A 1,493-nucleotide genomic window follows, 5' to 3' on the forward strand; every position below is an offset into this window, starting at 1 on the left:
GGATCGGGATCGGGATCGGGCCGTGTTTCGGTGCCCGTGTCGGTGCCGGTCCCCACGTCACCACTTTCGATCCCGAACCGGTAGTCGTTCGACTGCCCCACCCAGTCGCCGTCGTCGTCGTGCCGCTGCACCACCGCGGCGTTGGCCGTGACGTCGTTGGGCACGGCGTCCGAGGTGAGCACGAGCCGTACCTTGACGGTGACGGTCCTGCCCGGCCCGACGGTGAATCCGGCGAACCGGTCCTCCTCGTCGGTGAACGCCCCGACGAGTTCGTCCTCGCCGGTCTTCTCGAACCGTACGGGGTGGGCCCGCGGGCCCTCGAAGAATTCGAGGCGAGGCTGCGACGGTTCCAGGGCCCGCTTGTCGTCGACGAGTACGACGACGGGGTGGATGCCGGTGCAGGTCCGGTCGGTCGTGTTGGTCAGGTCGACGTACCAGGTCCCGAACCCGCCCCCGGCCGTGTAGGTGTCCGGCCCCCCGTGGATGCGGGTGGTGAGCGGGAAGGTGTGGTCGTCGGGCGCGGCACAGGCGGGCGCCGGGGCGTCCGCGTGCGCGGGATGAGCACCGGGGAGCAGGACGGCGGCCGCCGCTGCCGCCGCCAGGCAGAGGTGAGCGGGCGTGCAGAGTCGCATGATGATGTGACATTCCGACCGGCAGACCTAGCGAGACCTTCCCGAGGCGAACCACCCCCGAACGGCGGCACGGATCCGCCCGGTCGGCGGACAACACCGCCCGGCCGCACCAGATGGACGCCCAGGCGCGCGGTGAGGAATGCCTCGAACCCCCTCCCGGCGAAGCCCTTGTCCGCCAGGATCACCTGACCGCTGCGAACGAGGCGGTGGTCGCGTTACAGCAGCGCGGTCATCACCCCCCGCTTACTTCCCACTCGGACGGTTGATGCCGTACGCAAAGCCGAGCAGGCCGAGACCGCACAGGAACAGCACCATGAAGATGCTCGGTGGAGCAATCCTCACGGTTCCCACGGCGATACCCAGGATCAGCGCACCGGCGCCCCAGAGCTGAGGGTGCGCGTGGCGGCGGATCGACCGGACCGGGACCCGTCCCGTGGTGATGGCAGCTCCCCCCAGGGCGACCATTACCAAGGAAAGGGTGACGGTAAGGACGAGGAAAAGCAGGGACACCAGCGGCTCCTTTTTATGAGGTGCGCGTAACGGCGCCTGAGCAAGATTCAAGTGTTCATGCGCCGTCGCAGCCTGCGATCGGAGCGGTTCTACTACGGGCACGAACCGCGCCAATACTCACGCATAGCTGTCCCGCCTTTCGACTCGCGGGACTTGGTCGACGATGTCGGCGGCCGAGCGCGCAGCGGTCGCGTACGGCTCGGGGGCAATGTCCGGCGTGTGACCGGCGACCAAGGCGTCCTCGGCATCTCCGACCTGTGGGCCGAGTCGGCGGTCGTTCGAGAGGCCGGCCGAGCCAATCCACCACCCCGCGCTTCAGCCGCCCCCACGCCCGAACACCGGTCCCAGCAC

At 69.1% G+C, this 1,493-nt stretch carries 2 protein-coding genes and 1 pseudogene; all 3 read right to left on the reverse strand.

Going from position 1 to position 1,493, the window contains the following annotated elements:
* Window positions 1–632 (reverse strand): hypothetical protein (locus C1J00_RS43120; RefSeq protein WP_245936745.1); only part of this gene is annotated, 632 nt, incomplete at its 3' end.
* An 80-nt stretch (window positions 633–712) separates the two neighbouring features.
* Window positions 713–844 (reverse strand): annotated as a pseudogene (locus C1J00_RS43125) (IS982 family transposase); the annotation flags it as partial.
* A gap of 31 nt (window positions 845–875) precedes the next feature.
* Window positions 876–1,142, reverse strand: a complete 267-nt coding sequence (locus C1J00_RS43130) for a hypothetical protein (protein ID WP_102914202.1) — start codon at window positions 1,140–1,142, stop codon at window positions 876–878.
* Window positions 1,143–1,493 lie beyond the last annotated feature (351 nt).

Source organism: Streptomyces cahuitamycinicus, from assembly GCF_002891435.1.
GTDB classification, from domain to species: domain Bacteria; phylum Actinomycetota; class Actinomycetes; order Streptomycetales; family Streptomycetaceae; genus Streptomyces; species Streptomyces cahuitamycinicus.